This is a genomic window from Chryseobacterium sp. PCH239, from assembly GCF_018924625.1.
Taxonomy (GTDB): domain Bacteria; phylum Bacteroidota; class Bacteroidia; order Flavobacteriales; family Weeksellaceae; genus Chryseobacterium; species Chryseobacterium cucumeris.
The window spans coordinates 1,028,573-1,055,123 of the sequence record NZ_CP073027.1 but is presented as its reverse complement, the minus strand read 5'-3'; the positions used below and the strand labels follow the sequence as shown (position 1 = coordinate 1,055,123).

The 26,551-nt window shown below is 35.8% G+C and carries 26 protein-coding genes; 19 read left to right on the top strand and 7 right to left on the bottom strand.

Annotated features, from left to right (window positions below; genetic code table 11):
• Positions 1–40: 40 nt before the first annotated feature.
• Positions 41–454, bottom strand: a complete 414-nt coding sequence (locus KBP46_RS04945; protein ID WP_216444796.1) for a DUF6157 family protein — start codon at positions 452–454, stop codon at positions 41–43.
• A gap of 368 nt (positions 455–822) precedes the next feature.
• Here KBP46_RS04945 and KBP46_RS04940 point away from each other — a divergent pair, with 368 nt between their 5' ends.
• Both KBP46_RS04940 and KBP46_RS04935 read left to right on the top strand, forming a co-directional pair.
• Positions 823–1,173 (top strand): RNA-binding protein, encoded by a 351-nt coding sequence (locus KBP46_RS04940; RefSeq protein ID WP_034696719.1) that lies wholly within the window; start codon positions 823–825, stop codon positions 1,171–1,173.
• A gap of 137 nt (positions 1,174–1,310) precedes the next feature.
• Entirely contained in the window at positions 1,311–2,063 is a 753-nt protein-coding gene (locus KBP46_RS04935) for a hypothetical protein (RefSeq protein WP_062670220.1), read from the top strand.
• Between the two features lie 52 nt (positions 2,064–2,115).
• On the opposite strand, the gene KBP46_RS04930 is transcribed toward KBP46_RS04935, so the two are convergent.
• The 3 genes from KBP46_RS04930 to KBP46_RS04920 are packed head-to-tail and all read right to left on the bottom strand — an operon-like array spanning position 2,116 to position 5,021.
• On the bottom strand, positions 2,116–3,900 hold the full coding sequence (locus tag KBP46_RS04930; protein WP_216444795.1) for a DUF4153 domain-containing protein: 1,785 nt from the start codon (positions 3,898–3,900) through the stop codon (positions 2,116–2,118).
• Between the two features lie 24 nt (positions 3,901–3,924).
• Positions 3,925–4,410: a BlaI/MecI/CopY family transcriptional regulator gene (locus KBP46_RS04925; protein ID WP_062670216.1), complete on the bottom strand. Its 486-nt coding sequence runs from the start codon at positions 4,408–4,410 to the stop codon at positions 3,925–3,927.
• An 8-nt stretch (positions 4,411–4,418) separates the two neighbouring features.
• Complete coding sequence (locus tag KBP46_RS04920; RefSeq protein WP_216444794.1) at positions 4,419–5,021, bottom strand: phosphatase PAP2 family protein; 603 nt, start codon at positions 5,019–5,021, stop codon at positions 4,419–4,421.
• Between the two features lie 848 nt (positions 5,022–5,869).
• Between KBP46_RS04920 and pdhA the strand changes: the two genes are divergently transcribed.
• From pdhA to KBP46_RS04870, 10 genes are all read left to right on the top strand, one after another.
• Positions 5,870–6,871, top strand: coding sequence for a pyruvate dehydrogenase (acetyl-transferring) E1 component subunit alpha (pdhA, locus tag KBP46_RS04915; RefSeq protein WP_062670214.1), 1,002 nt, complete (start codon positions 5,870–5,872; stop codon positions 6,869–6,871).
• 84 nt (positions 6,872–6,955) lie between these two features.
• A complete protein-coding gene (locus tag KBP46_RS04910; protein WP_123278412.1) occupies positions 6,956–8,551 on the top strand; it encodes a 2-oxo acid dehydrogenase subunit E2 in 1,596 nt (531 codons plus the stop codon).
• A gap of 245 nt (positions 8,552–8,796) precedes the next feature.
• A complete protein-coding gene (locus KBP46_RS04905) occupies positions 8,797–9,465 on the top strand; it encodes an ABC transporter ATP-binding protein (RefSeq protein WP_216444793.1) in 669 nt (222 codons plus the stop codon).
• 13 nt (positions 9,466–9,478) lie between these two features.
• Positions 9,479–10,057, top strand: a complete 579-nt coding sequence (locus KBP46_RS04900) for a murein L,D-transpeptidase catalytic domain-containing protein (RefSeq protein WP_123278411.1) — start codon at positions 9,479–9,481, stop codon at positions 10,055–10,057.
• Positions 10,058–10,086: 29 nt separating this feature from the next.
• Entirely contained in the window at positions 10,087–10,764 is a 678-nt protein-coding gene (radC, locus tag KBP46_RS04895; RefSeq protein ID WP_120230895.1) for a DNA repair protein RadC, read from the top strand.
• The gene (locus KBP46_RS04890) at positions 10,761–11,675 is read left to right on the top strand and encodes a hypothetical protein (RefSeq protein WP_123278410.1); all 915 of its coding nucleotides are present in this window, start codon (positions 10,761–10,763) and stop codon (positions 11,673–11,675) included. The genes radC and KBP46_RS04890 overlap by 4 nt, the downstream gene beginning before the upstream one ends.
• Before the next feature lie 109 nt (positions 11,676–11,784).
• Positions 11,785–12,681 carry a phytanoyl-CoA dioxygenase family protein gene (locus KBP46_RS04885; protein WP_253297209.1) on the top strand — a complete coding sequence of 299 codons (897 nt, stop codon included), beginning with the start codon at positions 11,785–11,787 and terminating at the stop codon, positions 12,679–12,681.
• 88 nt (positions 12,682–12,769) lie between these two features.
• Positions 12,770–13,945: a hypothetical protein gene (locus KBP46_RS04880; protein WP_216444791.1), complete on the top strand. Its 1,176-nt coding sequence runs from the start codon at positions 12,770–12,772 to the stop codon at positions 13,943–13,945.
• A gap of 24 nt (positions 13,946–13,969) precedes the next feature.
• The gene (locus KBP46_RS04875; protein WP_062670185.1) at positions 13,970–14,482 is read left to right on the top strand and encodes a hypothetical protein; all 513 of its coding nucleotides are present in this window, start codon (positions 13,970–13,972) and stop codon (positions 14,480–14,482) included.
• Between the two features lie 16 nt (positions 14,483–14,498).
• A complete protein-coding gene (locus tag KBP46_RS04870) occupies positions 14,499–15,110 on the top strand; it encodes an inorganic pyrophosphatase (protein WP_062670183.1) in 612 nt (203 codons plus the stop codon).
• Positions 15,111–15,188: 78 nt separating this feature from the next.
• On the opposite strand, the gene KBP46_RS04865 is transcribed toward KBP46_RS04870, so the two are convergent.
• The gene (locus KBP46_RS04865; protein ID WP_216444790.1) at positions 15,189–16,910 is read right to left on the bottom strand and encodes an amidohydrolase; all 1,722 of its coding nucleotides are present in this window, start codon (positions 16,908–16,910) and stop codon (positions 15,189–15,191) included.
• 135 nt (positions 16,911–17,045) lie between these two features.
• Here KBP46_RS04865 and KBP46_RS04860 point away from each other — a divergent pair, with 135 nt between their 5' ends.
• Positions 17,046–19,778: a sodium-translocating pyrophosphatase gene (locus KBP46_RS04860; RefSeq protein WP_216444789.1), complete on the top strand. Its 2,733-nt coding sequence runs from the start codon at positions 17,046–17,048 to the stop codon at positions 19,776–19,778.
• A 142-nt stretch (positions 19,779–19,920) separates the two neighbouring features.
• Here the strand turns inward: KBP46_RS04860 and KBP46_RS23535 are convergent, their stop codons facing one another.
• Positions 19,921–20,208 (bottom strand): hypothetical protein, encoded by a 288-nt coding sequence (locus KBP46_RS23535; RefSeq protein WP_253297208.1) that lies wholly within the window; start codon positions 20,206–20,208, stop codon positions 19,921–19,923.
• Entirely contained in the window at positions 20,175–21,059 is an 885-nt protein-coding gene (locus KBP46_RS04855) for an aminotransferase class I/II-fold pyridoxal phosphate-dependent enzyme (RefSeq protein ID WP_253297207.1), read from the bottom strand. The genes KBP46_RS23535 and KBP46_RS04855 overlap by 34 nt, the downstream gene beginning before the upstream one ends.
• Positions 21,060–21,219: 160 nt before the next feature.
• On the opposite strand from KBP46_RS04855, the gene KBP46_RS04850 reads away from it, so the two are divergent.
• The 6 genes from KBP46_RS04850 (at position 21,220) to KBP46_RS04825 (ending at position 26,544) form a co-directional block, all read left to right on the top strand.
• Positions 21,220–22,260 carry a M28 family metallopeptidase gene (locus tag KBP46_RS04850; protein ID WP_062670175.1) on the top strand — a complete coding sequence of 347 codons (1,041 nt, stop codon included), beginning with the start codon at positions 21,220–21,222 and terminating at the stop codon, positions 22,258–22,260.
• An 89-nt stretch (positions 22,261–22,349) separates the two neighbouring features.
• Positions 22,350–22,799 (top strand): GNAT family N-acetyltransferase, encoded by a 450-nt coding sequence (locus KBP46_RS04845; protein WP_216444788.1) that lies wholly within the window; start codon positions 22,350–22,352, stop codon positions 22,797–22,799.
• Complete coding sequence (locus KBP46_RS04840; RefSeq protein ID WP_216444787.1) at positions 22,796–23,164, top strand: glyoxalase; 369 nt, start codon at positions 22,796–22,798, stop codon at positions 23,162–23,164. Before KBP46_RS04845 ends, KBP46_RS04840 begins: the two co-directional genes overlap by 4 nt.
• Positions 23,165–23,166: 2 nt before the next feature.
• On the top strand, positions 23,167–23,667 hold the full coding sequence (locus KBP46_RS04835; protein ID WP_216444786.1) for an endonuclease V: 501 nt from the start codon (positions 23,167–23,169) through the stop codon (positions 23,665–23,667).
• A gap of 152 nt (positions 23,668–23,819) precedes the next feature.
• A complete protein-coding gene (locus KBP46_RS04830) occupies positions 23,820–24,995 on the top strand; it encodes an acetyl-CoA C-acyltransferase (protein ID WP_216444785.1) in 1,176 nt (391 codons plus the stop codon).
• A gap of 238 nt (positions 24,996–25,233) precedes the next feature.
• Positions 25,234–26,544 (top strand): T9SS type A sorting domain-containing protein, encoded by a 1,311-nt coding sequence (locus KBP46_RS04825; protein ID WP_216444784.1) that lies wholly within the window; start codon positions 25,234–25,236, stop codon positions 26,542–26,544.
• Positions 26,545–26,551: the final 7 nt, after the last annotated feature.

Genomic DNA, 26,551 nt, shown 5'->3' with positions numbered 1-26,551 from the left:
TAGTATTTATTGATCTGAAAAGAATCATTCATTTTCTCAATCATTTTCTTTTGGAACGCATGGCTTTCGTTTTTGCTATAGCAGGATCATTCAGTAATGTTTGATATTCTTCGCTTTCTATGGCAATCAGAGCTACTTTCCCTTCTGTATTATGATGGAATCCAAACCCATATTTTTTTGCTAAAGGAGAACACCGTAGACAAGGCTGGCCTCTGGAAAAGAATTTTTCTCTTTCATTCTCTTTCTCATTTTTTGAAATTTCATTTTTAATGGCATAGCATTCAAAAATTAGATCATCGGAAGAATATTGATAAGGACTTTTTATAAGTTGCTCATATTGGAGATTGGCGAGTGTTTTTTCCTTTTTTTCAGGAGGAACCTGTGAACGGAAAACAGGACAATCTTCAGCGGCTTCAATAAGTGTGTTGGTATAATTTGTGGTGTAAGATTTCATATTCTGGTGCAGTATTTAAAATTTTATGAAGAACAGGGCAGTAAGGAAGTTGATAAATGAAATGTTGTGTGTTATATCAACTTGATTTTGAGGACTCAGCGTTGGCATTTGTTTTTAAATCTTTAACTAATTTTATAACAAAATGTATTTCTAATTAATTATTTGGTAATCAGGTTTTTAAATTGTTTTTATGTGTTTTTTTTGTTTTTAGATTCAACATAATGTGAGAAATATTTAAAAAAAGCTTTGATTTGAAATTTTTAATTGTATCTTGCATACGTTTATATTTGGAATCAATATTTGTTCATTAATTTATGTTGTTTTTCTTTTATATACCAAATTTTTATTAATTTTTTAATTTATTTAAAATGAACATTTTTGTTTCAAACATCAATTACGCAACTAAAGAGTATGAGTTGCACGATCTATTCGCAGAATTTGGTGATGTATCATCAGCTAAAATCGTTACAGACAGAGAAACTGGTCGTTCCAGAGGTTTCGGTTTTGTAGAAATGGGTGATGAAGAAGGAAAGCAAGCTATTGAAGCTCTTAACCAAAAAGAATTTAACGGAAAAACTCTAAATGTATCTGAGGCTAAGCCAAGAGAAGAGAAGCCAAGAAGAAGCTTCGATAACAACAGAGGTGGAGGTTATGGTAACAACAATAATAGAGGCGGAGGCTATGGTAACAACCGTGGCGGAGGCGGAAATCGTTGGTAAAAATATGAAGCGGCTTTTAAGCCGCTTTTTTTATGGAATTTAATTTCCAGTAAATCATTTAATTATAACTTGGGTTGGAAAATGATGATGTTTTGGCATAATTTTAGAAATTATCAATCAATCAAAAAATAATTATAATGAAAAAACATTTATTAGCATTAATGATGGTGTTTGGTGGATTATTAATTAATGCACAGAACATTTACACAGGGCAGAACTTAGAGCAAAATAGAAAATACTGGGCAAGTAACAACCGATATTATTTGATTTTTCAGAATGATGGTAACCTTGTTTTGTATAACAGAGCCGGAGTTGCCATGTGGGATGCAGGAACTAATAACAAGGGAGTAAGAGCTGTTTTTCAGGATGATGGGAACTTAGTCGTTTATACTCCTGGAAATGGGGTGGCTTTTAGTTCTAATACTAATGGTAGAAGAGCGGAAAGATTAACTATTCAGGATGACGGAAATCTTGTTATTTATAATGGCTCAAACCCGTTATGGGCTTCAAAAAGCGATTTGAAAAATAGTGGAAGAGATAATGGGTTTGGCCGCGGAAATGGAAACATAAGTACTGGATACAAATTCCGTAAAGGAGGAAAAGTTTTCTCTCCTAATGGCAGTTATTATCTGACTTTCCAAAATGACGGAAATCTTGTTTTATCATACGATAACGGAGATGCAATCTGGGCATCCGGAACAGATAATAAAGGAAGCAGAGCGGAGTTCCAGTCAGATGGAAACCTAGTTGTTTATGATTCTTATAATAAAGCAGTATGGAGTTCAAATACTTCTCGCAGAGGAGCGAACAAGCTTTCTGTACAAAATGACGGGAATTTAGTCGTTTATAACGATTATACTCCATTGTGGAGTTCTGGAACTAATAGATAACAGACTATTTAGATAAAATAAAAAAGAGACTATCCATATAGTCTCTTTTTATTTATTTTAATTTTATAAGGATATAAACGTTTTCGTAATAAATACTGGCAGTGTCGTTTTCAGAGTACTTTTCTCTTGTAATTTCACTGAAAATAAGCTTAACATGATACTTTCCTAAATCAGATTCCATAGCAATTTCTGGGATTAATACATTTCCTTTCTTGTTTTTATTTTTCTCAAATAGTTTAATAATCTGTGGCCCGAAATCTATTTCTTCCTGAGAATTTAAACTGAGTTTTAATGAGGATTTTTCTGTCAGTTGGTCCGTAAGCTCAAACTGATCATTATTCAGTTGTTGGGGATCCCTGCTATACCGATGGAAAAAAAATAAATATTGATAATTCCCGATTTCTACAGCCTGTTCTTTACGAATAAGAACGAGTCTGTTCATTTCGTATGCTCTGTTTTTTACTGTTACATTCACATCCGAGAACTTATTCTGAATATCGTAATTGATACTATAAAATGTACCATTTTTAATATTGTCGGTTAATTCAGCCTGATCTTTTTCGTTCAGTAGCGTTGATAGAAATTCACTTTGCTTTCTTTCAGCCAGAAATTCAAATTTATCAGCAATTTCATTACGGACAGTATCAGTAACTTTTTTCTGAAAATTAATCTTGCCTGCACTCATTAGCTGATGCTGGTTTAAAATATTCATCAATTCTGTTTTCTGACTTCTCTTAGCCACACTAAATGCATTAAGGTAAGGGAAAACCAATGCAAAAGCACCAAATAAAAATAAGCTGACAGGAATGAACTTTATTGTAGCTTTTTTGTTGAAAATAAAGTAGACAACAATGCTTAACAACCATAGAGCAAGCAGCAGAACGAAATACCTTGGTTCTGTATAACCATATTCTAAAATTCTGGTAAAAATAGCAGTGAAAAGCAGAACGATCAAAGGAACAATGGTATAATAAAATGCTCTTGAAAATATTCTGACCCAGGATTTTGCGTTTTCTTCTTTCAACGGATGAACCAGAAGTAATGCAATGATGCCAACAATGCTATAGGCTAAAACAAGGTAAGAAACCCAGCCTCTTGGAAGCTGCCAGTTGATTAATATTTTAACAGAATAAAAATAAAGAATTGTTACATAGATAAGGAGTAACGGAATTAATATAAACTGAGTAAAAAACTTCAGAACAACGGGATAAGTTCCGTCTTTTTCAAGGTTATTTAAGCCTTTATCATTAAATAAAAGGAAAATAAAACTGCTTCCCAAAATAGCGAGAACAAAGAATGTATCTCTGTAAATTCTGTCATGAAAATTAAAGTCAAAAAGTTTATCAACCGCTAAGATGGCTAATTCCACACCGCCTGTCAGAACTCCTGTAAATACGGCAGTGAGAAAGATATTGATAAAAAGGTTTTTGTTATACTGCCAGAATCTGAGCTCTCTGTCTTTCTCCAGAAACGGAACAAATGATACCAATAAGTGAGAGAGAAGAGCAGTAACAGCAATGATATAAGCGTATACTTCTGTAAAACTGTTTTTTTTATCAGGCAGGATATAATAGAAACCTATAAGGAAAACTATACCGCATACTTGTAGTAGTAATTCTTTCCCGATTCTCTGTGACAACATTTTTAATGCAAACATCAGAGAAATTCCGAGACAGGAACAAATGGTGAACTTAATATAAGAAGTAATTTCACTACGTTCCGTTTCCACAATGTATATGGCACCAATAGCAGCTAATAAAGCCATTACCAAAATCATTGGATATCGGAAAATGACTTCATTGGCCCGGCTTAGAGTTTCCTGGAATTTTGTTTTCATGATTTGGTGTTTTTAAGGTTTAGATTAATCTTTTTTCTTTTTTTTCTTTTTATCCTTATCCTTGTCTTTTCCTTTGGTTTTCTTTTCTTTTTTTGGATTCAGGATTTCTTCAGCTACTTCGAACTTAGGTTCTTCCACCTTTGCTGGCTTTATTTCGATTTTTAGATCAAAATAACCCTTCATATCTTCCTGGGAAATTAATTTTTCACTTAATAAAAGCTCCAGGATTTCCTTCCCTGAATGATTAAAAAAGTTGTGTGAAAGTTCTTTTAATAGAAATTTTTTATACCCATCTAAAGGAACAAGTACGCTGTATTTAAAGATTCTTCCTTCTTTTACAGTAGATAGATAGCCTTTTTCAACTAATATTTTCAAATAAGTGGAAACCGTGTTCTGGTGTGGTTTCGGTTCCGGATGCTGCTCCATAACGTCCTTCAGATAAAAAGATTCCATTTTCCAAAACAGCTTCATAAAGTTTTCTTCTGCGGCAGTAAGATGATTTATTTTCATAGAGTATTCTAATGTTGAAATTGAATATTGCAATAAAGATAGATAAAAGATACCAGAAAAGCTATTCCAGCCCCCATAAATACTTCTTTTACGGTATGTCTTTTTAAAATGACACGTGTGATTCCGACTAAAATAGCGATTCCCAGCCATGCAAAACCCATTTTCCAGTTCAGTGAGAAAAAGAGTGCTGCCACAAATACATTGAATGCTGTATGCATCGAGCTTTTGATAAAAAGATTGCTGATCTGAAGAGCGAAAAGTAGTACCAGAATAAATAGCATGACAAAATCAATGTATCCGTTTCTGATATAATTAAAAAGAAGATAGGCGATCACACAAACTGCAATAAATATATATAAGGTTTTCCTTTGGACACGGTTGGAAACATCCATATTGGTATACCTTCCAGTCTTTACATTCCACACCAGCCATATCACAACCGGAATAATGATCATTAATAATACAGGAAGGAAATAAAGCATAGAATCTTTAAGGGAATATTCTCTGATGCTCATGTAGATAAAGAAAATGATCAGAGAGACCAAAGGATTAAAAAAATCAGAGATGACTTTTGAAATTTTATGTAATAATGAAGATTGTTTTTCTTCCATAGTTGAGATTAAAAACCAAATATACTATTATAACCTCAAAAATCAAATGGAAACCATGAGACGGAATAGGTGGTTTAATGGGTAAGTTATCTGATTACTAAATGTTTTTGATGAAGTGAAATGTTTTTTTTTGCTTCTTTAAATGAATACTGAATTTTGCAGGAAATGCTTAATATTAATTGATCAGTCTTACTCAGCATTATCATGTAACCTGTATTCATATTATTTATATTTTCAGGTTGTTTAGCCTTTATTCAAAAAGTTTCCCGGGAAAATATTGTTACACTACAACCTATCCATCAATTGTGTCAATCCTGAAATCGGGATTCAATGAAAAACAGAGGTTGTTTACCTGCTTGAGTGAAAAGGTGAGTATACAATGAAAATGGCAGGGAAGGATTTATAGCAGACAAAGATTGGAAGGAAATTAAAGCCAGAACGGTAAAACAATAGGGTAATTTCGTTAATGAAATTGAAGACAGAACTCTGAAAATTACAGATTTTTCCCCGGAAAAGAAGCTGTTGAAATAACCAAAATATATATTAACAATAATTAAAGAGGAATAAAATAGGAGAACAAAATATAAAGAATTCCAATGTCTCCTAATTATATGTTGTTTCGGGAAATGCTTATGAATAGGGTAATTCCTGAAATATTACGGAAAGAATGTAATGGATAAAACGTAGCTTTATCAAGCTTCCAAGGGGTCGGAAATTAAGAATAATCCATACAGCCCGCAAATAGATTTTGCAGAAAAATCGAAAAGTTATCTATGTATAGAATAAAAACAAAGTTTTTTTCATAATTTTGCTCAACTATTTCATCATAAAAAAGCAAGAGCTAACACATGAAAGAATTTTCTAAAGAGGTATACCTGAAGTGGTATGAAGATATGACAATGTGGAGAAGGTTTGAAGACAAATGCCGTTCTCTTTACCTAAAACAAAAGATCAGAGGATTTTTACATTTGTATAACGGTCAGGAAGCTATCCCTGCCGGTTTTACACATGCAATGGATCTTACAAAGGATAGTATGATTACTGCTTACAGATGTCACATCCATCCAATGGCGATGGGAGTAGATCCTAAAAGAATCATGGCTGAACTTTGTGGTAAAGCTACCGGAACATCCGGAGGTATGGGTGGATCTATGCACATTTTCAGTAAAGAACACCGTTTTTACGGAGGACATGGTATCGTTGGAGGACAAATTCCATTAGGTGCAGGTATTGCTTTTGCAGATAAATATTTCGACAGAAAAGCAGTAAATATCTGTTTCTTTGGTGATGGTGCTGCAAGACAAGGTTCTTTACATGAGACCTTCAACATGGCAATGAACTGGAAACTTCCTGTAGTATTTGTTGTAGAAAACAACCAGTATGCAATGGGAACTTCTGTAAAAAGAACAGCCAACCACGAAGATATCTATAAATTAGGATTAGGATACGAAATGCCTTGCCTTGCTGTAGATGCAATGGATCCTGAAAAAGTGGCAGAAGCTGCTTACGAAGCTATTGAAAGAGCAAGAAGAGGAGACGGACCTACTTTCATTGAAGCAAGAACTTACCGTTACAGAGGGCACTCTATGTCTGATGCCGAGCCATATAGATCTAAAGAAGAAGTAGCTCTTCATAAAAATGATGACCCAATCGAATTGATAAAACATAGAATTTTAGAAAACGGATGGGCTACAGAAGCAGAATTGGAAGTTATGGATAACAAATCCAGAGACTTTGTTGAAGAGTGTATCGAATTTATGGAAAACTCCCCGTATCCGGATGCAGAAAAAGTCTATGAGTATGTATATGCTCAGGAAGATTATCCATTCTTAGACAAATTAGAAAACTAAAAAATAAAAATTTATTTGAAATTTGAAGTTTGAAATTTCTGAAATCTCAAATCTCAAATCTCGAATCTCAAATCAATATAGATTATGGCAGAAGTAATTACGATGCCCCGCCTGTCCGACACAATGACGGAAGGTAAGGTGGCCAAATGGCATAAAAAAGTAGGAGATAAAGTAAAAGAAGGAGATATTTTAGCTGAAATTGAAACTGATAAAGCAGTTCAGGATTTCGAATCTGAAATAGAAGGAACCCTTTTATACGTAGGTGTAGAAGAAGGATCTGCTGCTGCTGTAGACTCTGTTTTAGCTATTATCGGGAATGAAGGAGAAGATATTTCAGGATTGACAGGTGGGGCTGCTGCTCCCGCTGCTGCAACTGAAGAAAAAAAATCAGAAGAACAGCCTAAAGTAGAAACTGCTGCGCCTGCTGCTGCAGAAGTTCCGGCAGGAGTTGAAATTATTACAATGCCAAGACTTTCTGATACAATGACAGAAGGTAAAGTGGCTAAATGGCACAAAAACGTAGGAGATACAGTAAAAGAAGGAGACCTTCTTGCTGAGATCGAAACAGATAAAGCAGTACAGGATTTCGAATCTGAATTCAATGGAGTATTATTGAAGCAAGGTGTAGAAGAAGGAGGTGCTGCTCCGGTTGATTCCGTATTAGCAATCATTGGCCCTGCAGGAACAGATGTTTCCGCTGTAGGAGCTCCAAAAGCTGCCGGTCAGTCAACTGAAAAACCAGCTGAACAAAAAGCAGAAGCTAAAACAGAAGAAAAAGCTGCTCCGGTTGCGAACTCTTCATCTTCTGACAGAGTAGCAATCTCTCCACTGGCTAAGAAAATGGCTCAGGATAAGGGAGTTGATATCAACAGTGTTCAGGGTTCTGGTGAAAACGGAAGAATCGTTAAAAAAGATATTGAAAACTATCAGCCAGCTGCAAAACCAGCTGCTTCAGCTCCTGCAGCAAGCGCTGCTCCTGTTGCAGTAAGCTTTGTACAAGGTGAAGATACAGAGACTCCAAATTCACAAGTAAGAAATATTATTGCAAAACGTCTTTCTGAAAGTAAATTCTCTGCCCCTCACTATTATCTGATGGTTGAGATCAATATGGATAAAGCAATTGAGGCTAGAAAAGAAATCAATTCTTTACCTGATACTAAGATCTCTTTCAATGATATGATTATTAAAGCAACTGCAATTGCTTTAAGAAAACATCCTCAGGTTAATTCAAGCTGGGCAGGTGATAAGATCATTCACAGAGGAAATATCAACATCGGCGTAGCAGTAGCTATTCCAGACGGATTGGTAGTTCCGGTATTGAAAAATACAGATCAGATGACGTATACTCAGATTTCTGCATCTGTAAAAGATATGGCTTCAAGAGCTAAGAATAAAGGTCTTAAAGCTAATGAAATGGAAGGATCTACATTCTCTATTTCAAACTTAGGAATGTTCGGAATCGAAACGTTTACAAGTATCATCAATCAGCCAAACTCTGCAATCCTTTCAGTAGGAGCCATTATTGAGAAACCAATCGTTAAAGATGGTCAGATCGTAGTTGGAAACACCATGAAACTTTCATTGGCGTGTGACCACAGAGTAGTAGACGGTGCCACAGGGGCTCAGTTCCTACAGACATTAAGAACCTATTTAGAAAGTCCATTAACTTTGTTACTGTAATTTTCTGAACTGAAAATAGTAAAACCTCCCAAATCGGGAGGTTTTTTTGTAAATGGAATGCAAACAAAATCTTATAGTTTAGGAAAAATTTTTACAAAAAAATAAGACAGGAATAATTAAAAAAATTAATAGAAAAGACTTCTATAAATGAATTAACAAAATCTAATAATATTAAATCTAAAATAAAATACAAACCGCTTCAAAAAGCGGTTTTTTATTTGCAGGCAATTCACTACTTTTGAATTATGATTAAAGCAAGAAATATCCATAAATCTTATGGGAATTTAGAGGTACTGAAAGGTGTTGATATTCAGATCAAAACGGGGGAAGTGGTTTCTATTGTAGGAGAATCAGGAGCTGGTAAATCTACATTGCTGCAGATTCTGGGAACTTTGGATCATCCTAGTCAATCTAATAAATATGATACTGAAATTGAAATTGCAGGAGAATCATTTATTAATATGAATGATAAACAGCTGTCAAAATTCAGAAATCAGAATATCGGTTTCGTATTTCAGTTTCATCAGCTTCTTCCGGAGTTTACCGCATTGGAAAATGTATTGCTTCCGACAAAAATAGCTGCAGCTAACGAAAGAGAAGCTATCGAAAAAGCTTATGCTTTATTTGAAGATCTAAAGATAGAGCAAAGACTGAATCATAAACCCAACCAGCTTTCAGGTGGAGAGGCGCAAAGGGTAGCTGTAGCAAGAGCTTTAATCAATTCCCCGAAAATTATTTTTGCAGATGAGCCTACAGGTAACCTTGATTCAAAGAACGCCGATGATCTTCATAGATTGTTTTTTGATCTTAGAGACAAATACAACCAAACTTTTGTCATTGTAACGCATAACCCGAATCTGGCAGAAATCACAGACCGCAAGCTCGTTATGAAAGACGGAATGATCATAGAGTAGTATATAAAACCGGATGATGAAGCACTTTATTTTTCTTTTTTTAATTGTAATTTCCTGTTCAAAAGCTGAATCCCAGCAGTTGAACCCATCAGGTATTCCTCAAACAAGAATTTTGGAGATTAAAAATTATATAAAAGGAAAAGAGTACAATCAGGAACTGGCTGTTTTTATCAACTTTAAAATCCCATCCGGGAAGTATCGTTATTTTATTTATAACCTGAAAAATAATACGATTCTACAGCAGGCTGTAGTTTCTCATGGATCAGGCTCTGTCATTCCAAAATCAGATGCTTTGAAATTCAGTAATGTTGAAGGCTCTTATCAGTCATCACTTGGAAAATATGTCATTGGAGAAAGCTATATAGGGAAGTTTGGGAAAGCTTATCGTCTGGCAGGACTGGATGCTACCAATAGCAATGCCATGCAAAGAGCTATTGTTCTTCATTCTTACGGATGTATTCCTGATGCAGAATCAAAGTCTCCTGCGTGTCTGAGCTTAGGATGTCCTATGCTTTCCGTCAATGCACTTAAAGAAACAGCAAAATATATTGATAGGTCTCCAAAACCTGTTATTTTATATGCTTTCTATTAATTGATAATATTCATCTATAATTTTTTTCCATGGCCATAAAACTCCTTGCCGAAGATGACAGACCCAGAGAAAAGTTTTTGCAGAAAGGCAAAGGCTCACTTTCTGATTCTGAACTTCTGGCAATTATTATGGGAAGTGGAAATAGAGAGGAAGATGCTTTGGAATTAGCAAGGAAAATTTTGGCCTCTGTCAATAACAGTTGGAATGAATTGAGCTTACTTTCTGCCAAAGATCTGATGAAATTTAAAGGTATTGGAGAATCAAAAGCCATTTCAATTATTTCAGCTTTGGAAATCGGCAGAAGAAGAGCAGTACAGGATATTCCTGAAAAAACAATTATTGGAAACAGTCATGATGCTTATGCGATTCTCAGAAATCAGCTCTCCGATCTGAGAACAGAAGAGTTCTGGACAATTTTCCTTAATAACAGCAATAAAGTAATTCATGTTTCTCAACTCACACAGGGAGGGATCAGTCAGTCTATTGTAGATGTAAGAACACTTTATAAGTCAGCTTTGGATCATTTTTCAACAGGTATTATCATTGCACACAATCATCCTTCCGGAAGTTTAAAACCAAGCCGGGAAGATATCAATATCACACAGAAAATAAAAGAAGCGGGAAATACATTAAGCATTCAGCTTTTAGACCATATTATTGTCACGCAGGACTCTTATTTTAGCTTCTCAGACGCAGGATTATTATGATTAGAAGATTGAAATACCATGAAATTGATTTTGTAAAATATGCTCAATGTTTAGAAAATTCCGAACAAAGAAAATATTCTGCAACAAAAGTTTTTTTAGATACAACTTCTACAATGCCATGGGAAATTCTTGTTTATAAAGATTATGAAGCTGTAATGCCCATACCTTTTGTAAGAAAATATGGACTGAAAATAGTGCATAATCCTAAGCTTTGCCAGCAGCTTGGGGTTTTTTCCAGCAAAGATGATGTGGATCTTAATGAGACATTTTTAGAATACCTGGAAAAAAATTACATGATAAGGGCGTATCCTTTTAATGATGTCAATCAGCTTCGCACAAAGATCAGAATCAAGAAAAACTTTTTATTATATCCTGAGGCTTATGAGAAAGTATATTCGAAATATTCACCCAAAAGAAAAAGAAAACTTCGGTTAGATGAAGCTGTTTTACAAGAATCAGAAATCAAAACGATCCCTTATGAGAAAGCAAAAGCTTTTATTGAATCCAATACAATAGGATTGAATAAAGACCATGATTTGTTTGAATTCATGAGGATTTTTGAAAGCTTTTATAAGTCCGGATATCTGAAATTCACAGCTTTTTACTATAAGCATAAGATTGTTAATATGATTGCTACGTATTCGGATAGTAATATGGTAGCGCTTTTAGGAAATTTTAATGATAAAGATTATGTCAAATTATCAGGAGCATCCGTATTGATTGATCATCTCATTAAAGAAAATATAGAAACTCATATTTTTGATTTTGAAGGAGGAGAACTACCTAATATTGAAGAGTTTTTCAGAGGGTTTCGTCCCGAATTAAGACCGTACGGAATTATTGAGAATTCAAAAAAGAACCTTTTTAAAAAATTAGGATATCTTGTATTAAGAGGAAAGTCTTTTTTATGATGAAAAGCATTGTTTAGATTGGTTCTAATTAGGTAATATTCCGTAACTTTATAAAATCCTTAGTAAAACAGTTATGTTACAACAGATTCGTCAGTACAAATTATCATACATGCTTTATAACATATTTAAAAAGAATAAATTAAAGCATAATATTCCATTATATAAAAAATACGGAATCAATAAGAACTATTTTTCAAGTATTTCAAGTAAAGATTTTGCACATCTTCCGGCTAGCGAACGAAGACCGGATGATTCAAAACTTAGGGAAACTCCTTTTTTTAAGAAACTTTCCGACGAAAATAAAGAAAGTGCTCTTCAGTATGATGAAAATGGCTATATGATTCTTAGAAATTTCCTTACTCCTGAAACGGCCGATCAGATCAATGCTGAAATTGATAAACTAATGAAGGACGGGACTTTGAAATTTATATACGGAGGAAAACTGATGTTTGCGATCCACCATTCAGAAATCATTAAAAATATTGGAAGTGATAAAGAACTGTTAGAATTTTTATCTGTTTTGCTTGACGGAAAATCCAAACTTTTCCAAAGTATCAATTTTATCAATGGCAGCCAGCAGAAAACCCATTCTGATAGTATTCACATGACCACGTATCCATTAGGTGGTTTATTAGGTGTATGGATTGCCCTGGAAGATGTAGATGAGAATAACGGAGCGCTTCATTATATTCCTAAAAGCCATAAACTCCCTTATTTCCTGAATTCTGATTATGATAATGAAGGGACAGCTTTGAAAATTGGTAAGAAAAGCTACAGAGCTTATGAAACTTTCCTGGAGGATAAAGTAAAAGAATTAGGTTTGAAGAAAGAAATCTTTAAAGCCAAAAAAGGAGATTTATTAATCTGGCATGCCAATATTCTTCACGGCGGAGAACCTCACACGGATAAAAACAGAACGAGAAAAAGTCTTGTTTACCATTTCTTTGATGAAAATAGTGTCTGTTATCATGAAGTGACACAGAGGCCGGCACTGTTTGAACTTTAATACAGAAAAATCCTCTTCGTAAAGCTTTTTATAGGAATACGGGTTTAAAAAGATAGTTTTTTTACATTTGTATTCTTAATATCAGTGTATGGAAAAAAAGAAGAATATTCTTGTTTTTATATTTTCAATCTATGTATGCATGATGTCATACTACCTGTATACCCATCATTATTACAACACTGATATGGAGGCCTATATGGGGCTTATTTATAAAACGGAATATCCTGAAATGAAAATTGAAGAAATTCATCAGAAGGTATATGACGAACTGAGGGAAAAGAATCCCGACTTTGCAGGACTTGGGCCTGTTAATCCCATGGTTGAGGAAGTGGCAAAAGGAGAGAGTACTTACTATAAAATAATCTCACAAAATCCCAAAGCCTACGAAGAAGAGTTACAGCTTTTTGTGGTAAAACCTTTTTATAATTTTATCGGCTGGTCATTGTTTAAGCTTGGTTTCAGTGCTTCTGCTTCAATCTCCCTGATTTCAGTTATCTCTTATGCATTGATTCTGGTTCTGATTTTCAGCTTTTTGATAAAAATTCTGAGAAATTATCCTCTTGCCTTCATCCTTACTGTTTTGATTTCACTGTTCAAGCCATTGCCGGAATCGGCCCGGCATGTATCAGCAGATTCCTTATCATGCTTGCTGCTTCTTTTGAGCTTTTATGTGTTTTTAGTGAGAAAAAATTTCTTTTTTGCAGGCATATGGGCTATGCTTTGTGTGCTTACAAGACCTGAATATTTTATTTTTTATTCATTCCTGTATGCCCTTATTTATTTTTATAGAAATAGCTTTCAGATTAAAACAGGTTTATTACTGGTATCATACGGATATATATTTCTTTCCTTCTTTTTAATACAGGCTTTTAATCAGGTTTCTTGGTCTACACTTTTTATGAACCAGTTTACGAAAGTTCAGATTTATCCTGTGTCGCAGCCTGATCCATTTTCCTTTGCAGATTATTTTCGTTTTATTAAAATTAATATCATGCTGGAGTTCAATACTTCCTATTTTCCAGTCCTGTTGATTTTTATAGTAGTCATTCTGGCGAATCGTTTTTCATTTTATAATAAAAAGAACCAGTCTCAGGTCTTGTTTTTTGCAATTATTTATGGAACTGTTATGCTGAGATTTTTGGTTTTTCCGTCTCTGGTAAACAGGATGATGCTTGGCTTTTATCTTATAATTATCCTTGCATTGGTCTATATACAAATTTCTAAAGTGGATATCTTTAAAAACTCTTTAGAAGACGGAAAATAATTAGTAATTTTGCAGTCTAAAATTATGACGAGTCTATCAGGATATTTACCCTATGCATTTGCATTGATTATTGCAATTCCTTTTCTGGTTTTGCTCAGACAATTTGTACACTCATACATTACTCTTAAGAACCAGGAAATCAAACTGCTTACCGTGAAATCAAATTCAGAGAACAAAGCACATTCCTACGAAAGAATGACATTGTTTCTGGACAGAATGAAACCATCCAACCTTATCCAGAGGTTTGATAGAGGACTGGCGGTTCATGAGTTTATTTTCCTGACAGAAAAAGCAATCAACGAAGAATTTGAGTATAACTCTTCACAACAGTTGTACATTACGAAAAATTCATGGAAGAATATTGTTGACTCAAAGAATGCGATTATAGAACTGCTTCACAAAACCTATGATGGATTAAAAGGAGAAGTTCAGCTGGATGAATTCAAAACGATTTTCATCATGAATTATATGGAAAGCAACGATTATATTGCTGAAACTATAGAAGATTTAAGAAAAGAAATTTTAATAATAACTTAAAAATAACAGATAAATAATGATTCCAAATTTTAAAGCACATCCATGGCACGGAATTTCTGCAGGAGAAGATGCGCCAAATGTTGTCAACGTATTTGTGGAAATTGTTCCTTCAGATACTATTAAATATGAAGTAGATAAAGAAACAGGATACTTAAAGGTAGACAGGCCACAGAAATTCTCTAACATTATCCCAGCTTTATATGGTTTTGTACCAAGAACATACTGTGATAAAGAGGTAATGAAACTTGCTGTAGAATCAGGTGCTACTGACGTTACTATGGGTGATCATGACCCACTTGATATCTGTGTTTTAAGTTCTCACAATATCCATGCCGGAGGTTTATTGATGGAAGCTATTCCAATCGGAGGTTTCAAAATGATCGACGGAGGTGAAGCAGATGATAAAATTGTTGCAGTAATGATTAATGACCACGCTTTCGGGCACTTCAGAGATATTTCTGAATTACCGGAAGCTGAAGTAAAAAGATTGATGCACTACTTCCTTACTTATAAAAACTTACCGGATGAGCCTGCAAAATGCAGAATCCAGGAAGTTTACGGAGCTGAACACGCAAGAAAAGTGATCAAAGCTTCTCAAACAGACTATGCAGATAAATTCGGAGGATAAGATTTTTTCCCTAGAATAAAAAAGCAGATGATTTTTCATCTGCTTTTTTTGTGAATATTTTATTATGTATCAATAGGTTTAATTTCTTTTGTATACAGAATATCCTTCTTTTATCGTTTCCAGAACCTTAATGTTTCTGAGATTTTCAGGAGTTGTGGTTAAAGGATTCTGATCAAGAATAACAAAATCAGCTAGTTTACCAGGTTTAATAGACCCTTTTCTGTTTTCTTCCTGCAATTGATAAGCTCCGTTAATGGTAATCGCTTTTAACGCTTCAAGGGTGGAGATTCTTTCATTAGGACCTAAAATTATTCCAGACCGTGTCTTTCTATTCACTGCTGCGTATACTGCTGTAATCAGATCGGGTGGTGTAACCGGAGCATCATGATGAATGGTAAAAATAATTCCTGCTTTTAATGCTGAATTTGCCGGGCTTATAAAAGAAGCTCTTTCAGGGCCGAAAACACTCGAATAATGCCAATCTCCCCATAAATAAGCATGCGTAGAAAAGTAAGAAGGGATTACTCCTAATTCTTTTATTTTTTGAATATGATCAGGTCTGCTGTTCTGTACATGAATTAATGTTGCCCGCAATTCCGGCTTGTAAATGTTTTCATCTTTTAATCTTTGAATAACACGGATGGCCTGATCAATTGCGGCATCTCCATTTACATGAAGCTGGGCAGTGATGTGATTTTGAAAAAGGACTTTCAGATCGTTGTATAAGGTTTCATCCGTAAAAATAGGGAATCCTTTATAATCCTTAGACTGACCTTCAGGAGGAACTAAATAAGGCTGGGTAAGCCAGGCCGTTTTACCTTGTGGAGAACCGTCGTCAGAAAATTTGAATCCGGCTAATTTCAGGTGATTTTCATATTTCATATACTTTGGTTTGAAACTGTTGAAATCCTTTTTGAAATATTCGTAATCCGGAAAGTAAACAACATCAGCTTTAAGAAGATGTTGGGATGCTGCTTTTTCTAACAGCGCAACACTTTCTCCCATCGTTCTCCCATCACAAATAGTAGTCTGTCCATAGCTGAGCCATTCATTCTGGGCTTTCATCAGATTTTCCATTGCATGAGCCTCTGTGTTTTTGCCTTTACCCATTTTTTCTGTGATGACCAGTAACGCGTTGAAACTTGCATTTTCTTCTAATTTTCCGTTCAGTTTTCCTGTTTTTTTATCCCTGCCAATGTGCCCTCCTTCAGGATCTTTTGATGATTCCGTTATTCCCAAAAGCTTTAGCATGGCACTGTTAGCTACACTGGCATGGCCTGAAGCATGAATAACAATGATAGGATTGGTCTTACTGATAACATCCAGTTCAGCTTTTGTAGGATGACGATGCTCTGTCATAATTGCATCATCATAACCATTTCCGATAATCGGCTGTTGATCTGTAATTTTTTTGTCTTTGATGTAGTTTTTAATGGTATTCTGTAAATCTTCAATTGAATTTACAGTGCCATAAGGTTCAGGAGATAAATCTACAACATCCATCATCCCGGCTCTTGAAGTAAGATGCCCATGAACATCTATAAAACCGGGAAGTAGAGTTTTTCCATTAAGATTAATCATTTTGGTTGCTGGCTCTGAAAAACGTTCTGCATCTGATTTTGTTCCCGCAAAAAGTATTTTCCCGTCTTTTATTGCTACAGCTTCAACCTGAAGAGGGGTGTCTTCCATTGTTATAATAGGACCTCCGAAATAAAGTATTTCAGCGTTTTGTTGTGGAATCTTATTTTGACAGCTGCTTATGCTTGCAGATAAAAAAATAGTGTACAATATCCTTTTCATAAATAATTAATTCAAATCATAGTGATAAACAAATTTACAAAATAATATATTATTATTAGTGAATTTTATTATGTGTTTATAATTTCATTATATTTATAAGACTAATCTCAATTTTTTAATATAAAATAATAAACTATGGATCTATTTGTGTTAGTGCCAATTTTTGGTGTCATAGCTTTGCTTTATACATTTCTTCAGAGCAACTGGGTCAATAAACAGAATGCTGGAAATGAAAAAATGAAAACAATCAGCGGCCATATTGCAGACGGTGCAATGGCTTTTCTAAAGGCTGAATACAAAATCTTAACGTACTTTGTTGTTGTTGTCGCCATTCTATTGGCAGTAATGGGGTCAAGTAATGCCAACTCACATTGGAGTATCGGAATTGCTTTTGCCGTAGGAGCTGTATTCTCTGCATCAGCAGGGTTTATCGGGATGAAAATCGCTACCAAAGCGAATGTGAGAACGGCAGAAGCTGCAAAAACTTCACTTTCAAAAGCCCTTAAAGTATCTTTTACAGGAGGCTCTGTAATGGGAATGGGAGTTGCCGGACTGGCTGTTTTAGGGTTGGGAGCTTTATTTCTGATTATTAAACAGATTTTTGCCCCTGAAGCTACAGTAGATTCTCATGAAATGGAAAAAACCATCGAAATTCTTACCGGATTTTCTCTTGGAGCTGAGTCTATTGCGCTTTTTGCAAGAGTAGGAGGTGGTATTTATACTAAGGCTGCAGACGTAGGTGCCGACCTTGTAGGAAAAGTGGAAGCCGGAATTCCTGAAGATGATCCCCGAAATCCAGCTACCATTGCAGATAATGTAGGAGATAACGTAGGAGACGTTGCCGGAATGGGAGCCGACCTTTTCGGATCCTATGTGGCGACAGTTCTTGCCACGATGGTATTAGGCAGAGAAACTGTTTCTGATGATGCTTTCGGAGGTTTTGCCCCGATTCTTTTGCCGATGCTGATTGCAGGAACAGGAATTATATTTTCAATGATCGGAACTTTATTTGTGAAAATTAATGACAATGAAGGGTCATCCACTTCCAGTGTACAAAATGCATTAAACCTTGGAAACTGGGGAAGTATTGTAATTACCGCTATTGCTTCTTATTTCCTGGTAACCTATATCCTTCCTGAAAAAATGGTTCTCAGAGGTCATGAGTTTACGAAAATGGGTGTATTCGGAGCTATCATGGTAGGTCTGGTAGTGGGAACTTTAATGAGCATTATTACAGAATATTACACTGCCATGGGGAAAAGACCCGTTTCCAGTATTGTGAGACAATCTTCTACAGGGCATGCAACCAATATTATCGGTGGGCTTTCCGTGGGAATGGAATCTACTTTGCTTCCTATTATTGTATTGGCGGGAGGAATTTATGGTTCTTATCTGTGTGCCGGGCTTTATGGAGTGGCAATTGCTGCAGCTGGAATGATGGCTACCACAGCCATGCAGCTTGCTATTGATGCTTTTGGACCTATCGCAGATAATGCCGGAGGTATTGCTGAGATGAGTGAACTTCCCAAAGAAGTACGTGAAAAAACAGATATTCTGGATGCCGTAGGAAATACAACGGCTGCTACAGGAAAAGGATTTGCCATTGCTTCAGCTGCCTTAACAGCATTGGCCTTATTTGCTGCTTTTGTAGGAATTGCAGGAATTGATGGTATTGATATTTACAGAGCAGATGTTCTTGCCGGACTTTTTGTAGGTGGGATGATTCCGTTTATCTTCTCCTCATTGGCGATTACCGCAGTAGGACAGGCTGCTATGGCAATGGTAGAAGAAGTAAGAAGACAATTCCGTGAAATTCCGGGAATTCTGGAAGGGAAAGCGCAACCGGAATATGAAAAATGTGTAGCCATTTCTACAGATGCATCCATCAGAAAAATGATGCTGCCTGGTGCGATTGCTATCGTTTCTCCTTTATTAATCGGTTTTATTTTCGGACCTGAAGTATTAGGAGGGTTCCTGGCTGGAGCTACAGTATGTGGTGTCTTAATGGGAATGTTTCAGAATAACGCAGGAGGCGCGTGGGACAATGCAAAAAAATCCTTCGAAAAAGGAGTTGATATTAATGGACAGACGTATTATAAAGGTTCAGAACCACACAAAGCATCTGTAACAGGTGATACGGTGGGAGATCCGTTTAAAGATACATCAGGACCTTCGATGAACATCCTGATTAAATTAATGTCAATCGTTTCTCTGGTGATTGCACCTACTTTGTCTGTTTTGCATAAAGATAAAATTGAAGCTAACAGAAAAGCAAAAATTGAAAGCCTTACAGGAATTTCCAGTAGTGCAGTAACTGTAAATGGAGATTCTAAAATAATTACGGTCATTCCGGGAGAAATTAAAGGACACCTTAATGAAAACGGAGACTTTGTATATGAAACAGGTAATATTCAGAAAATAAAACTGGATGGAGGAAAAACGATTGCCTTGGGCGATGGAAGCCAGCTTTACCAACTTTACAATGTGGTGAAACAAAAAGATAAGTCTGCATTAGATCCAAATAAGTGGTATACCATTGAAAACCTTTATTTTGAAACAGGTTCAAGTGATCTGAAAGCAGAATCCGTGCTTCAATTGAATACTTTGTCAGAAATTTTAAATGCTTATCCGGATCTGAAAATAAAACTGGGCGGATATACAGATAACAGCGGTAATGAAGATAGTAACATCAAATTATCCAATCTGAGAGCACAGACAGCCAAACTTAAACTACTCGAACTAGGTATTTCCGGAGACAGAATAGAAGCAGAAGGATATGGTTCACAGCATCCTGTTTGTGAAGCTAATGACACTGATGAATGCAAAGCAAAAAACAGAAGAATTGATGTAAGAGTATTGGCTCTTTAAAATCAATGTGAAAATAGTACAAAAGCATCGCTATGGCGGTGCTTTTTCACGTCTATCCACGTCATAAAAAATCCAGGCAAAAAATATCAGCCATCATCTGTGAAAATTTGTGTGATCTTTGGGAAAAGCAAATCCAGAAAAATCAAAGACTTCTTTTCAAATGCTCCAAAGCCTGAATAATCAATTCATCTTTTTTAGCAAAACTAAACCTGATATAATCAGAATTATCTCTGGAATTGTAAAAAGCAGAAAGTGGAAGGCAGGAAACCCTCTTATCAATGGTAAGCCATTTTGAAAACTCTACATCTGTCATGCTTTTAGAAATAGTCCTGAAATTAACAACTTGAAAAACACTTCCTTCCGCTTTTTGTTCGATCTGAAGCGGTGTTTCTTTAATCATTTCATTAAAAATATCTCTTTTTTTCTGCATGATTTTTTATTGAGATCCGGATCAAATACGTCGAGATATTTTGCGATAGCATATTGTGCAGGAGCATTGGCACTGTAAGAAATATACTGCTGATGACATTGAAATCTTGTTGTTAAAACTTCTGAAGCAAGCATATAACTCACTTTCCATCCCGAAGTATGAAACATTTTACCAAAAGAAAAAATACAGAAAGTCTTTTTCCTAAGTTCAGGATGGATGAAAGAACTGTAATGTTCAGTTTCATGATAACAATAAGTATCATATATTTCTTCTGAAATCAAATAAATATCACGGTCTTTGATCAGTTCATAGAGCTGATTCCAGTCTTCTTTTTTCCATATTTTTCCGGTTGGATTCTGGGGAGAGTTGACAATGACTGCTCTTGTCTTTTCAGTAATACAGTCTTTAAACAGATTCCAATCTATGGTAAAATCACCATCAAGATCATAATAAACAGGAATTCCGCCATTCATTACAACAGCGGGTCCGTACGTATAGTAGGAGGGTTGAATAATAATAACTTCATCACCCTGATTAATAATTGATTTAAGAGAAGTATATAAAGCAAAGGTTGCACAGGGTACAATCGTGATTTCCTTTGTGGTAACCGTTATTTGATGAGCTCGTTTTGCATTGAATCTGATAATGCTCTCCATCAGCAGAGGATTGCCTGCAAGAGGTTCATAGTGATGCGTGTTGTGTTCAGCAGCTTCCTTTAAAAATACTTTCAGGCGTTCATCAATATCAAAATCGGGAAGTCCCAGAGAAAGATCAAAGCTTCCGTGCCTGGCTGCCAGCTCGGACATTTCCGTAAAAAAGGAATAATGAGTAAATCCGTAAATTTCTTTCACTTATTTTGTATTTTTATCAAATATAATAAAATTTTAATATCAAAATTACACTTAAGCTTGTGTGTTGGTAGATTTGTAATGAACTGCATATTATTTTGTCCTATTGATTATTAATACTGGGATTCAATAAAAATTGTTATTTTTAAGAAATTTATCTTTTATGAGAAAAATACTTATTCCGTTGTTGGCAATGGCTGTAGTAACCAGTTGTGGAACGGCAAAAATATCTGACGGGAATGCTTCACATCCTGTTTCAACAAAACATAACAAAGCGTTTAATAATGCCTATAAAGAGATTAATGCAGAGGATTTAAAGAAAAACCTTTACGTCATTGCAGCAGACGATATGGAAGGGCGGGATACCGGAAGCAAAGGACAGAAAAAAGCGGGTGAGTATATGATTAATTACTATAAGAATCTGGGTATTTCAGCTCCTAAAGCACTAGGCTCTTACTATCAGAAAGTACCGTCTGAATTCATGAAGAAAAGAGGAGGAGGTAACCTTCCGGATTCTGAAAATATTTTAGCTTTTATTGAAGGAAGTGAAAAACCGGACGAGATTGTGGTGGTTTCTGCTCATTATGATCACGTAGGAACCAAAAATGGAGTTGTGTACAATGGAGCAGACGATGACGGAAGTGGAACTGTAGCTGTAATGGAAATTGCCAAAGCATTCCAACAGGCTAAAAAAGCAGGAAAAGGGCCTAAAAGATCAATCCTGTTTCTCCATGTTACAGGAGAGGAGCATGGACTTTTCGGTTCAGAATATTATTCCGAAAATCCTGTTTTCCCGTTAGCCAATACCGTGGTTGATCTTAATATTGATATGATCGGACGTGATGATCCTGCCAACAGAGGAAAACAATATGTCTATGTGATTGGTTCTGAAATGTTGAGCTCCCAACTTAAAGTAATCAACGAAGCGGCGAACAAAAGAACCAACAACCTGGAACTGAATTACAAATACGATGACTTGAATGACCCTGAACAATTGTATTACCGTTCGGACCACTATAATTTTGCCAAGCATAATATTCCTGTAGCATTTTTCTTTGATGGTATTCATGAAGATTATCACAAACCAGGTGATGATCCTGAAAAAATTGATTATCAGTTGCTGGAGAAAAGAACCCAGCTTATTTTTACCACTGCATGGGATATTGCCAACAGAGAAGAAAGAATTGTGGTTGACAGAAAATAATTATTAATTTTAATTGGAATGATATTTTTTTAAGCTTTGATAAGGTTAAAAAAATATCATTCCTGTAAACTGCCAGCAAAAACATTACCATGAAAACAATAATCCGGGAAGCAAAGCCAGAAGATATCCCACAAATACAGATTGTGAGAAACTCCGTGAAAGAAAACACGCTATCAGATCCTGGATTGGTTACCGATAAAGATTGTGAGGAATTTCTATTCCAAAGAGGAAAAGGTTGGGTTTGTGAGATGGAAGATCAGATCGTTGGTTTTTCCATTGCAGATCTGAAAGAAAACAATATCTGGGCGCTCTTTGTGCATCCGGATTTTGAAAACCTTGGAATAGGCAGGAAACTCCATGATATTATGCTGGACTGGTATTTTGAACAAAATAAAGATTCCGTATGGCTGGGTACTTCACCTGGAACAAGGGCTGAAATCTTTTACAGAAAATCTGGATGGAAGGAAGCTGGAACCCATGGAAAAGGAGAAATCAAGTTTCAAATGATTTCTGAAAACTGGAAAAATAAAAAATTATGATACCAAAACTGAAATCCATCAGACCTTTTATCGGAGCGCAAAACTTTGAGATCAGCAGAAATTTTTACAGAGATATGGGATTTCAAGAAGTGGTTCTGGAATCTAAATTGTCTTTATTTACAAGAGAAGAAATCGGATTTTATCTCCAGGATTATTATGCAAAAGACTGGGTGGATAATACCATGATCTTTATGGAAGTTGCCAATACTGATGAATTCTGGAAAGAACTTTTGTCTCTGGAGCTTACAGAAAAATATGAAAATGTGATGCTTACTCCTGTAAGAACAATGGATTGGGGGAAAGAGTGCTTTGTACATGATCCGTCAGGAATATTGTGGCACTTCGGTGAGTTTTTTAAGAAATAAATATGATTTACGCATTTGATACCTATTATTATGAGGATTATGCCAATACCGTGTGTATTGCATTTGAAGACTGGACCTCTGAAAAAGAAGTGGAAGTCTTTATAGAACAGATTCCCGTAAGTTCAGAATATGAAAGCGGGGCTTTTTACAAAAGAGAATTACCCTGTATTTTGAGTCTGTTAAAAAAAATAACATTAAGACCAGAAGACATTATCATTGTTGATGGATATGTCACTTTGGATAATGATGGGAAAATTGGCTTAGGCGGCCATCTTTATGAAGAACTGGAAGAAAAATATCCTATTGTTGGGATTGCAAAGAATGAATTTAGAACTCCTGATTCCCAACGAAGAAATGCAGTTCGTGGAGAAAGTAAAACCCCACTTTTTGTAACAGCGAAAGGAATAAATGTAGATGAAGTTCAATTAAAAGTACAACAGATGCATGGCGATTACAGAATGCCTACGCTGTTGAAAAGATTAGACCAACTAAGCAGAGCATAAATAATAAAGTCTTACAAAAAGTAAGATTTTTTTTGTCTATGAATATACCGATTGGTATATTTTGATTATCTTTGTTATATTCCTTTGTCAATATAAAAGGATTTTTTTTAATCAAAAATATACTGATCGGTATATTGTAAAAAATAAATTCTATGAAAGAAGTATTTATAGTCGCCGCAAAACGAACCCCGGTGGGTGGTTTTATGGGAAGCCTCTCTGGATTTACAGCACCACAGTTGGGAGCTATTGCCATTCAGAACGCTTATGAAGGTATCAATCTCTCACCAGAGCATATAGACAGTGTATATATGGGAAATGTGCTAAGCGCAGGACTCGGACAGTCGCCAGCCAGACAGGCTGCGATTTTTGCTAAAATTCCCGTTGATAAAGATGCTACGACAATCAACAAAGTTTGTGCTTCCGGAATGAAATCGGCGATGATGGGTGCACAGCAGATCCAGCTTGGAATGGATCATATTGTTATGACGGGAGGAATGGAAAGCATGAGCAATGTTCCACATTATGTCAAAATCCGTCAGGGGACAAAACTGGGAGATACGAATCTTACTGATGGATTGATTAAAGACGGGCTATGGGATGTCTACAATGATTTCCACATGGGAAGTGCAGCGGAATTACGCGTGAAAAAATATGGACTTACCAGACAGGAACTTGATGATTATGCCCTTCTCTCATACCAGAGAGCTCAGGAAGCGGCAAAAAACGACAAGATTGGCAACGAATTGATCCTAATATCGATTGAAAGTAAAAAAGGAACTACAATCGTTGGTAAAGACGAAGATATTGATAAACTGATCCCAGAGAAAATTTCTCTTTTGAAACCTGCATTTGAAGCCGACGGAACACTTACAGCAGCCAATTCCAGCAATCTGAATGATGGGGCTGCAGCCTTATTATTAGCATCCTCTGAGGCGATAGAACGGCATAATTTAAAACCACTGGCAAAAATAATAGCCTATGCAGATGCCGCTCAGGCACCGGAATGGTTTACCACTTCACCTTCCATCGCTATTCAGAAACTGTTGAAACAAACTGGTCTTAGTCTGTCTGATATCGACTTTTTCGAGATTAATGAAGCGTATTCCTCAGTCATTCTATCCAATCAAAAAATTCTGGATTATGATATCAGCAAGGTAAATGTATACGGAGGAGCAGTGGCATTGGGACATCCGATTGGTGCTTCAGGAGCAAGGATTATGACCACTTTAGTGAATGTTTTACGCCAGGAAAAAGGAAAGTATGGAATTGCCGCCATCTGTAATGGAGGAGGAGGCGCTTCCGCAGTTCTTATCGAAAATATAGACTAAAAGGGATAAATTACCTTAGATTTCAATTATTATATTAAAAGATCTTTCTTAAAGTTAAATTTGAGAAAGATCTTTTTCGTTGGCAACATATTGATTATCTATTGGTAAAACAGAATATTTAATGAGTTCAGACGAAATTTAAAGCTCTATTTTTATTAAGCTGACAAATATCATTACATTGTTATTTTTATTCATTCTAAATAAATATAAATTTGTCCCAAGAAATTGAACAAAGAAAATGAAAAAAATAACTACTCTTTCTGGTATTGTACTTGCATCCCTGACGAATGCGCAGCTGCAATATTGTATGCCAACCTTTCAGTATGGAGCTGACAGCAACATGATCAGTAATGTAACTTTCGGAACGATTAATAATTCCTCATCCGTTCAATCGTCCAATGCACAAATTTATGAGAACTTTACAGCAATATCTACAGACCTGCAGTCGGGAAGTTCTTACCCAATATCCGTGCAAGGTCCTTCCAGTACATTTCCAAGCGATGTAGTTGTTTTTATAGACTTTAATCAGAACGGAAATTTTGATGATGCAGGAGAAAGCTTTTATATAGGAAGACTTGATGCCGCTAATCCGGCTAATGCTTTTACAGTCAATAATACCATAGTAATCCCGGTCAATGCTGCCAGCGGAAGTACAAGAATGAGGGTTCTTAAAAACACCAATGTTCAGGCCTATTCAAATCCGGCAGCTGCTAATTCTATAAGTTCAGCTTGTGACAGCAGTTTAAGAGCAGGGCAGACGGAAGATTATACGGTTAATATCATAGGAAATACGGCCAGTTTCCCGGCTCCTTATTGCGGTACTGAAAATATTACAAGTTCAACCGTGAGTGAAATCAGTACGGTAGAATTTGCCGGAATTGTTAGAAACAGTGCACTTGACGGCAATTCTGATGTTCTTGAAAACTTTACAGCAACAGTGTTTAATGTGAACCGTGGAAATACCTATCCTATAAGTGTGACAGGTGGTACCCATGGCCAGACTACCGTATCTGCCTATGCTTATATTGATTTTAACCATAATAATCAGTTTGATGCTGATGAACAATTTAATCTGGGCTATCTGGATAATTCCAATCCGGTTCCCGGCCGGCAGTCCGGGGTGACAACAGCTAATATTACCATTCCGGCAGGAGCGCAGTTGGGAGAAACCCGTTTCAGACTGGTAAAAGCATATGAATCCAATTCATGGATGGGCGCTTTAAAGAATCTTCCGTGTCCTTCAGATTGGTTTATCGGTCAGGCAGAGGATTATACTTTAAATATTCATCCTGAAAGTCTTTCAACATCAGAAGTTTCCAAAGAGTTACCAGCCCAGGTGAACATATATCCGAACCCTACATCAGGTTCAGTGACAATCAAGATGAAGGAAGGATTGGAGAAATACGAGATTTACAATATGTCCGGACAAAAGATGCTGGAAGGTAATTCGATGACGATTTCAATGGACCGGTTTGTTCCAGGAACTTACTTGATCAAAATTCATACAAAAAATCAGAAAACAGCTACAGAAAAGATTATTAAGAAATAGACACATC